Below are 8065 nucleotides of genomic sequence, written 5' to 3'. Positions count from 1 at the left end.
CGAGTTGACCAGCTCGATCGCATCGTGCCGGAACTGCTCCGGATACTTCGACCTGCGAGACACCAGGACATCCTCCCTCCAGACCACCGTCTGGAATCAAGGTGTCCGGCCCCAGGGGGCAACTCCAGGTGATGCCCCTCGGGACACGCGTGGAACCCGCCTGGTCACGCGTGATGCCGTTGCGTGCACGGACGAGGCGGGTTTTGGGCGCGCAGAAAGCCACCTCGAGGGGGTCCGCTTCCCTCGGGGTGGCTTTCGGTGTGGAACGCTAGAGGATTTCCCGGCGCTTGCGCAGGCGGTCGAGCGCCTCCGCCAGGATGGCCTCGCCGTCGGCGTCGCTGCGCCGCTCCTTCACGTAGGCCAGGTGCGTCTTGTACGGCTCGGTCCGGGGCGCGGCCGGCGGGTTCTTCTCGTCCTGCCCGCCCGGGAGCCCGCAGCGGGGGCAGTCCCACTCGTCGGGAATTTCCGCGTCGAGCGAGAACGACGGCCGTGCCTCGTGCCCGTTGGCACACCAGTAGGAGATGCGGCGTCGCGGCGCCGACTCACCCCGTTCCGATTCGCCCGTAGGACCGGCACCCACCCGGGTGCCTCGAATCGCGTTACCGCCAACCATGAATCCTCACACCTAGGAATCGGCGGCGCGCCCCCCAATAGGCACGCCGAATCGCTGCGCCCCGCCGCCTGGACCCGGTCGCGGCCGGCGACGGAACGCCGGACGCCTCACAACTTGAGCAGCAGACCCAGGCCCACGATGCTGATCAGCCAGACCGCGCCCAGCCCCAGGGTGATCCGGTCGAGGTTCTTCTCGGCCACGCTCGACCCGGCCAGGCTCGACTGCATCCCGCCGCCGAACAGCGACGACAGGCCACCGCCCCGGCCACGGTGCAGCAGCACAGCGACCACCAGCAGGACGCTGGAGACGATCAACAGGATTTGCAGGAACAGCTTCATGTCATCCTCTGGGCTCTAGGAGAATGCAGGGGTACGGCATGGTCGTTTCCGACGACCACCACCGTACCCCTGGACTCGTCCACTGCTGTGTGACGGACCGGATACACAGGCTACCCGGTCGTGGCCTCGATCAGGGCAGCGGCCCGCCCGCAGCGAGTGCGCAGAGTTTCGTGAACTCCTCGCCGTCGAGGCTCGCTCCGCCGACCAGGGCACCGTCGATGTTCTCGCAGCCCACCAGTTCGGCGATGTTGCCCGACTTCACCGATCCCCCGTAGAGCACCCGGACGGACGAAGCGACCTCGTCGCCGTACTTCTCCTGGAGGGTGGCGCGGATGGCCTTGCAGACCTCTTCGGCATCCGCGGACGACGCCACCTTGCCGGTGCCGATCGCCCAGACCGGCTCGTACGCGACCACCACGCCGGAGACCTGCTCGGCCTTGAGGCCCTTCAGGCCCTCGATCAGCTGCGTCGTGGTGTGGTGGATGTGCTCGCCGGCCTCGCGGACCTCGAGCTTCTCCCCGATGCAGAGGATCGGCGTGATGCCGTGCTTGAGCGCGGCCTTGACCTTCTTGTTGACCAGTTCGTCGGACTCGGCGTGGTATTCGCGCCGCTCCGAATGCCCGACCGTGACGAACTTGCAGCCCAGCTTGGCCAGCATCGGACCCGAGATGTCGCCGGTGTACGCGCCCGAATCCTGCGGCGCGACGTCCTGCGCGCCGTAGGTCAGCGACAGCTTGTCGCCGTCGACCAGGGTCTGCACGCTGCGGATGTCGGTGAACGGCGGCAGCACCGCCACGTCGACCTTCGCGTAGTACTTCTCCGGCAACGCGAACGCGATCTTCTGGACGAGCGCGATCGCTTCGAGGTGGTTCTGGTTCATCTTCCAGTTGCCGGCGATGAACGGCTTGCGTGCCACTAGTTCGACCCCTCCAGCGCCACGACGCCCGGCAGTTCCTTGCCCTCGAGGTACTCCAGCGAGGCCCCGCCGCCGGTGGAGATGTGCGAGAAGCCGTCCTCGGGCAGGCCCAGCTGCCGCACCGCGGCCGCCGAGTCGCCGCCGCCGACCACGGTGAACGCGTCGCTCTTGACGAGCGCCTCGGCCACGGCGCGGGTGCCGCCGGAGAACGCCTCGAACTCGAACACGCCCATCGGGCCGTTCCAGAACACCGTCTGCGCGTCGGCCAGCTTGCTCGCGAACAGCTCACGCGTCTTCGGGCCGATGTCCAGGCCTTCGCGGTCGGCCGGGATGGCCGTGGCCTCGACGACCTCGTGCTCGGCGTCGGCCGCGAACCCGGTCGCGGCGAGGACGTCGACCGGCAGGACCAGTTCGACGCCGCGCTTCTCGGCCTCGGCGAGGAAGCCCTTCACCTGGTCGAGCTGGTCGGCCTGCAGCAGCGAGTTGCCGACCTCGTGGCCCTGGGCCTTGAGGAAGGTGTACGCCATCCCGCCGCCGATCAGCAGCCGGTCGACCTTGGTGAGGAGGTTCGCGATGACGCCGAGCTTGTCGGACACCTTCGCGCCGCCGAGCACGACCACGTACGGCCGCTTGACGTCGTCGGTCAGCTTCTTCAGCACGTCCAGCTCGGCCAGCACCAGGCCGCCCGCGTACGCCGGCAGCACCGACGCGACCTCGTAGACCGAGGCCTGCTTGCGGTGCACGACGCCGAAGCCGTCGGAGACGAACGCGCCACCCGGGACAAGCGCGCCCAGCTCGGCGGCCAGCTCGGAGCGGTCCACGGCGTCCTTGCTGGTCTCGCGCGCGTCGAAGCGCACGTTCTCCAGCAGGACGACACCGCCGTCGGCGAGGCCGCCGGTCAGCGCCTTCGCGGACTCGCCGACCAGGTCACCGGCCAGCGCGACCTCGGCGCCGAGCAGCTCGGAAAGCCGCTTCGCGACGGGCGCGAGGGTGTACTTCGGGTCCGGCTCGCCCTTCGGGCGGCCGAGGTGCGCGGTGACGACGACCTTCGCGCCCGCGTCGGCGAGCTTCTTGATCGTCGGCAGCGCGGCGCGGACCCGGCCGTCGTCGGTGATGCGGTCAGCGACGGTCGCTTGCGGGCCGGAGCCATCAGCACTGCCGAGCGGGACGTTCAGGTCGGACCGCACGAGCACGTACCGGCCCTGAACGCCCTCGCCCAGCAGGTCGTCGAGGTTCTTGACGCTCATCTGGTTCAGGACAGCTTCGAACCGACGAGCTTGACCAGGTCGGCGAGGCGGTTGGAGTAGCCCCACTCGTTGTCGTACCAGCCGACGACCTTGACCTGGTTGCCGATGACCTTGGTCAGCGGCGCGTCGTAGATGCAGGACGCCGGGTCGGTGACGATGTCCGAGGACACGATCGGGTCGTCCGAGTAGCGCAGGATGCCGGCGAGGGGACCCTCGGCGGCGGCCTTGTAGGCGGCGTTGATCTCCTCGACCGTGGCGGCCTTGGTCAGGGTGACGGTGAGGTCGGTCGCCGAGCCGGTCGGGATCGGGACGCGCAGCGCGTAGCCGTCCAGCTTGCCCTGCAGCTCCGGCAGGACGAGGCCGATGGCCTTGGCGGCACCGGTCGAGGTCGGGACGACGTTCAGGGCGGCGGCGCGGGCGCGGCGCAGGTCCTTGTGCGGGGCGTCCTGCAGGTTCTGGTCCTGGGTGTAGGCGTGGACCGTGGTCATCAGGCCCTGCTCGATGCCGAAGGCGTCGTTGAGGACCTTGGCCAGCGGGCCGAGGCAGTTGGTGGTGCAGGACGCGTTGGAGATGATGACCTGCGAGCCGTCGTACTTGTCGTCGTTGACGCCGAGGACGACGGTCAGGTCCTCGCCCTTGGCGGGCGCGGAGATGATGACCTTCTTGGCGCCGCCGGCGATGTGCGCCTTGGCGGCGTCGGCGTTGGTGAAGAAGCCGGTCGACTCGAGGACGACGTCGACGCCCAGGTCGCCCCAGGGCAGGTTGGCCGGGTCGCGCTCGGCGAGGGCCTTGATGGTCTTGCCGTCGACGACGATGCCCTCGTCGCTGACGCTGACCTCACCCGGGAACCGGCCCAGGATGGAGTCGTACTTCAGCAGGTGGGCCATCGTGGCGACGTCGCCGAGGTCGTTGAACGCGACGACCTCGATGTCGTGGCCGCTGGCCTGCACGGCGCGGAAGAAGTTGCGGCCGATGCGGCCGAAGCCGTTGACACCTACGCGAACGGTCACTGCTGCCACTCCTTTGAGGGTCGGCCGGCACTCCGGCCGTGACTTGCGGGCTCGCGGCCACCCTAGCGTGCGGGCATGCGCGTCCCTGACTGCCCTGACGAGACTTCCACCACTTGGCGAACGGGTCAAGAATCGATTAAGAAGCGAAGCCGCTCCGGAGCGTTTTCACCGGGTGGACCACGGCGGACCGGTGACGGCCGCCGGTTCGGCCGCCGGGACCGGTCCCGGCTGATCAACGCCGGTGCCCCGCGTCCACCGGAGCGATCGGCGGCGGGCGGCGGAGCGGATCTTGAACGATTCAGCCAACTCCCCCCTCCCTGCGGGCGCGGGAGCGGTCCGCGGGACGGCGAGTGAGGTCGATGACTCGACCGATCCAGCGACGCGCTTAGGAGTCTCATCCGGCCAGCTCCCGTTCCAGCGGGGTGCGGAACCGCGGCGTCGCCCGGACCTCGCCGAACCACCGCGCGCACTCCTGCGCCTCCGCCGCCACCATCGCGCGGGTTTCCGCGCCCACGTCCTCCAGCAGCCGGAACACCACCTCGCCCGAGGCGCGCTGGGCCCAGCCGCCGACCACGCGGCCGGACGCCCAGACCGTCGGGCCGATGTTGCCGCTGCGGTCGAACAGGGGCGCCCGGTGCGGGCCGAGGAACCAGTCGCGCTCCTGCCAGCCCATCGGGGTCGGGTCGAGCGCCGGGAGGAACGCCACCCACGGTTCCGGCTCCGGCACCGGCTCGAGATCGTCCGGCAGGACCACCCCGGGCCCGCCGTCCAGGTCGACCTCGACCGGGGCCAAGGCGGCGAGGGCCTGCTTCGCCTGACCCGCCGTCCAGCCCGTCCACCACCGCAGGTCGGACACCGGGGCCGGGCCGTACGCGCGCAGCCACCGGCGGGCCAGCTCCACCCGCGCTCCTTCCGGCTCCCACGCCCGCAGCCCGCCCGGGACCCACTCGTCGAGCGGGTGCCAGACGTATTGCGTGCTGGTCCAGCTGCCGCGAGGCCGGCCACGCACGATGCGGCCGCCCGCGGCCAGCAGGAACAGCACGCGGCTCGTCACGTTGCCGATCGCTTCGTACGGTTTGCCCGCCGCCATCAGCAGCTGCTGACGCAGGCGGGGCTCGTCTTCGCTCAGCTGCTGCGCCGTCGCCGAACCGCGGGCCCGCAGAGCCGCCTCGACCGACGCCTCGACGTCCTTCAGCCACCTGCCGGGCTCGGGCACGTTCTCCGGGTGCCCCTGCTGCCCGAGGTGCTGTTCGAGCAGTTTCCGCTGCTTGACCTCGATGTCCGCGGCGCAGCCCGCCTGCACGAGCGCCGCGGTGTCCAGGTCCGTCACGAACACCGTGCGGCGCATGCCGAGCAGGCGCAGCAGCGAACGCTCGTCGTAGAGGGCGCGCTCGACGTCGGCGATCGCCGGGGCCGCGAGCCGGGCGGACGCCGACAGGTGGACGGTCGCCGGGTCGGTGGCGTGCAGCGCGACGACCCCGGCGACGGCGTCGGTCACCGAGGCCGCGGGCGCGGCCAGGTGGTGGCGGACGGCGAGGCGGGCCCGGCGCTGGTCGGTGCTGATCTTCGGAGGCACCCGGATTTGATACCACCCGGCACCGACAAAAACGCCTGGTTGTGCCGGGCGACCAGGCGATAGCCTCGCGAAATGGTCTCCGGTGCGCACTTCGCGGCCTTCGCCGCCTTGACGTTCCTCATGGTCGTCGTCCCCGGGCCGAGCGTGCTGTTCACCATCAGCCGCGCGCTCACGGTCGGGCGGCGCGACGCGCTGCTCACCGTCGTGGGCAACTCCGCGGGCGTGTACACGCAGGTGGTCGCGGTGGCCTTCGGGCTCGGCGCGCTGGTGACGACGTCGGCGGCGGTGTTCACCGCGATCAAGGTCGCCGGCGCGATCTACCTGGTGTACCTGGGAATCCAGGCCGTGCGGCACCGGCGGCGGCTGACCGACGCGATGGCCGCGAAGGTGCGGGACAAGCCGGGCCGCGTGCCGGCGGTGCTGCGCGACGGCTTCGTCGTCGGCTTCGCGAACCCGAAGTCGATCGTGTTCCTGGCGGCACTGCTGCCCCAGTTCGTCGACCCCGCGGCCGGGTCCGTGCCCGCCCAGATGTTGGTTCTCGGCCTGTGCCTGCCCGCCATCGCGCTGGCCACCGACAGCGCGTGGGCGCTGGTCGCGGGCACCGCCCGCGCGTGGTTCGCGCGCTCGCCGAAGCGCCTGGAGCTGGTGGGCGGCACCGGCGGGCTGGTGATGATCGGCCTGGGCACCACCCTGGCCTTCACCGGCCGGGGTGACTGAGCACCAGGTCGAGCAAGCCGGGGAAGGCCGCGTCGAATTCGGGCCGCCGCAAGCGGTTCAGCCGCCGCGGGCCTTCGTCGCGCTGTTCGATCAGGCCCGCCGCGCGCAGCACGGCGAAGTGGTGGCTGCGGGTCGCCTTGGCCACCGGCAGGTCGAACGTGCCGCAGGCCTTCGTCCACTCCGGCACGGCCGCCAGCTCGCGCAGGATGCTGCGGCGCACCGGGTCGGCGACCGCGGCCAGGGCGTCCTGCAGCGAAACCTGCGCCGGGCGCGCGTGCGTGAGCCCGCGCGCCCGCGCAGTGTTCGATGATTGTCGTACACTCATCAGGTCGACCTCCGTCGAACACTCTAGGAGCAGCCGTGCCGCGACACCTCGACACGACCTTCGGCCCCGACGCGCGCAACCGGCTCGGCGAAGCCACCGAGCCCGGTCGCGAAGGCGCGCTGGCCGCGCTCGAATCGTTCTACTACGCCTTCAACCAGCGCGACCTCGACGTGTTCCGCCGGGTGTGGACGACCGATCCGCTGGCCCAGCTCAACAACCCGCTCGGCGGCATCCTGCGCGGCGGCGAGGCGATCACCGGGCTGTACGAGCGGGTCTTCCACGGTCCCGCCCGCGTCACCGTCACCCTGGGCGACATCGTCGAGTACTCCGGCGACGGCCACGCGGTCTTCGCCGGCCGCGAGACCGGCGAGTACCACGTGACCGAAACCGTCCCCCTCAGCATCCGCACGACGCGCTTCTTCGCCTACGAGAATGGCCGCTGGGTGCAGATCCACCACCACGGCAGCATCGACGACCCCGGCGAGCTCGCCGCGTACCAGCGGGCGATCCGCGGCTAGGCGAGAGCCGTCACCAGCTCCGGCCACCACTCGCGCGGCAGGCCGTCGAGCCGGACGACGACCTGGTCCGCGCCCGCCGCGCGGTACTCCCGCAGCCTCGCGACGACGGCGTCGAAGCCGCCCCACACCGCGACGCCGTCGACGAGCCGGTCCGAGAGGTCCGCGAGGTCGCCGTCGGTGAAGCCCATGCGGCGCAGGTTCGCCGCGTAGCCCGGCAGCCCGGTCAGGAACCGCAGGCCGCCGCCGCGAACGGCGTCCCGCGCCGCCGTGGCGTCCGTTTCCGCGACGACGTTGAGCAGCACGGCGAGCTGCTTGCCGGCGCCCAGGGTTTCCCGGGCCGAGGCGATGTAGTCCGGCGTCACGAGGTAGGGGTACGCGCCCGCCGCGCGGTCGCGGGCCAGCTCGAGCATCCGCGGGCCGAGCGCCGACAGGATCCGGGCGGACGGCGGCACGACGTCCTCGATCTCGTCGAGGTAGTCGCCGAGCGTGGCCAGCGGCCGCGGGCCGTGCGCCCCGCCCAGGCCGACCACGAACCGCCCGGGCGGCAGCTCGGCGTACGCCGAAGCCACGGCCGCCGACGGCACCCGGTCGACCGACAGGATCCCGCTCGCCACCTGGATCCGCGAAGTCCCGCGGACGACTTCGGTGATCCGCGGCAGGTTGTTGCCCTGGCCGCCGGCCAGCCAGAGCGTGTCGTAACCGAGCTCTTCGAGCTCGACGGCCACGGCCGTGTCGGTGTCCAGTGCGGAGTGGGTGGCCCCCAGCGGCCCCAGTTTCGTCATGCGCCCGGCAACTCCGGGCGACG

10 protein-coding genes are annotated in these 8065 nt (G+C 71.3%); 2 read left to right on the top strand and 8 right to left on the bottom strand.

Annotated features, from left to right (window positions below):
• Window positions 1–268: 268 nt before the first annotated feature.
• The 6 genes from ACLJPY_RS15850 to ACLJPY_RS15825 form a co-directional block, all read right to left on the bottom strand.
• Window positions 269–613 carry an RNA polymerase-binding protein RbpA gene (locus tag ACLJPY_RS15850; RefSeq protein ID WP_410589181.1) on the bottom strand — a complete coding sequence of 115 codons (345 nt, stop codon included), beginning with the start codon at window positions 611–613 and terminating at the stop codon, window positions 269–271.
• Window positions 614–720: 107 nt separating this feature from the next.
• Window positions 721–951: a preprotein translocase subunit SecG gene (gene secG, locus ACLJPY_RS15845; RefSeq protein ID WP_410569940.1), complete on the bottom strand. Its 231-nt coding sequence runs from the start codon at window positions 949–951 to the stop codon at window positions 721–723.
• Window positions 952–1081: 130 nt separating this feature from the next.
• Window positions 1082–1867 carry a triose-phosphate isomerase gene (gene tpiA, locus ACLJPY_RS15840; protein ID WP_410589179.1) on the bottom strand — a complete coding sequence of 262 codons (786 nt, stop codon included), beginning with the start codon at window positions 1865–1867 and terminating at the stop codon, window positions 1082–1084.
• Entirely contained in the window at window positions 1867–3114 is a 1248-nt protein-coding gene (locus ACLJPY_RS15835; RefSeq protein WP_410589177.1) for a phosphoglycerate kinase, read from the bottom strand. The genes tpiA and ACLJPY_RS15835 overlap by 1 nt, the downstream gene beginning before the upstream one ends.
• Before the next feature lie 5 nt (window positions 3115–3119).
• On the bottom strand, window positions 3120–4124 hold the full coding sequence (gap, locus tag ACLJPY_RS15830; RefSeq protein WP_410589176.1) for a type I glyceraldehyde-3-phosphate dehydrogenase: 1005 nt from the start codon (window positions 4122–4124) through the stop codon (window positions 3120–3122).
• A 394-nt stretch (window positions 4125–4518) separates the two neighbouring features.
• A complete protein-coding gene (locus tag ACLJPY_RS15825; protein WP_410589174.1) occupies window positions 4519–5700 on the bottom strand; it encodes a winged helix DNA-binding domain-containing protein in 1182 nt (393 codons plus the stop codon).
• A gap of 72 nt (window positions 5701–5772) precedes the next feature.
• On the opposite strand from ACLJPY_RS15825, the gene ACLJPY_RS15820 reads away from it, so the two are divergent.
• Entirely contained in the window at window positions 5773–6417 is a 645-nt protein-coding gene (locus ACLJPY_RS15820) for a LysE family translocator (protein WP_410589173.1), read from the top strand.
• On the opposite strand, the gene ACLJPY_RS15815 is transcribed toward ACLJPY_RS15820, so the two are convergent.
• Window positions 6398–6742 (bottom strand): ArsR/SmtB family transcription factor, encoded by a 345-nt coding sequence (locus ACLJPY_RS15815; RefSeq protein ID WP_410589171.1) that lies wholly within the window; start codon window positions 6740–6742, stop codon window positions 6398–6400. The genes ACLJPY_RS15820 and ACLJPY_RS15815 overlap by 20 nt on opposite strands.
• Window positions 6743–6777: 35 nt before the next feature.
• On the opposite strand from ACLJPY_RS15815, the gene ACLJPY_RS15810 reads away from it, so the two are divergent.
• A complete protein-coding gene (locus tag ACLJPY_RS15810) occupies window positions 6778–7260 on the top strand; it encodes a YybH family protein (RefSeq protein WP_410589169.1) in 483 nt (160 codons plus the stop codon).
• Here the strand turns inward: ACLJPY_RS15810 and ACLJPY_RS15805 are convergent.
• Complete coding sequence (locus ACLJPY_RS15805) at window positions 7257–8042, bottom strand: TIGR03620 family F420-dependent LLM class oxidoreductase (RefSeq protein WP_410589167.1); 786 nt, start codon at window positions 8040–8042, stop codon at window positions 7257–7259. The genes ACLJPY_RS15810 and ACLJPY_RS15805 overlap by 4 nt on opposite strands.
• Window positions 8043–8065 lie beyond the last annotated feature (23 nt).

It is taken from the genome of Amycolatopsis sp. lyj-23 (assembly GCF_046549135.1).
In the GTDB taxonomy this organism is placed as follows: domain Bacteria; phylum Actinomycetota; class Actinomycetes; order Mycobacteriales; family Pseudonocardiaceae; genus Amycolatopsis.
Note: the sequence above shows the minus strand (reverse complement) of the source record. Positions and strands in the feature narration are given on the sequence as shown.

Coding starts and splice junctions, on each gene's coding strand:
- ACLJPY_RS15850 (WP_410589181.1), bottom strand. CDS start 613: ATGGTTGGCGGTAACGCGATTCGAGGCACCCGGGTGGGTGCCGGTCCT.
- ACLJPY_RS15835 (WP_410589177.1), bottom strand. CDS start 3,114: ATGAGCGTCAAGAACCTCGACGACCTGCTGGGCGAGGGCGTTCAGGGC.
- ACLJPY_RS15815 (WP_410589171.1), bottom strand. CDS start 6,742: ATGAGTGTACGACAATCATCGAACACTGCGCGGGCGCGCGGGCTCACG.
- secG (WP_410569940.1), bottom strand. CDS start 951: ATGAAGCTGTTCCTGCAAATCCTGTTGATCGTCTCCAGCGTCCTGCTG.
- ACLJPY_RS15805 (WP_410589167.1), bottom strand. CDS start 8,042: ATGACGAAACTGGGGCCGCTGGGGGCCACCCACTCCGCACTGGACACC.
- ACLJPY_RS15820 (WP_410589173.1), top strand. CDS start 5,773: ATGGTCTCCGGTGCGCACTTCGCGGCCTTCGCCGCCTTGACGTTCCTC.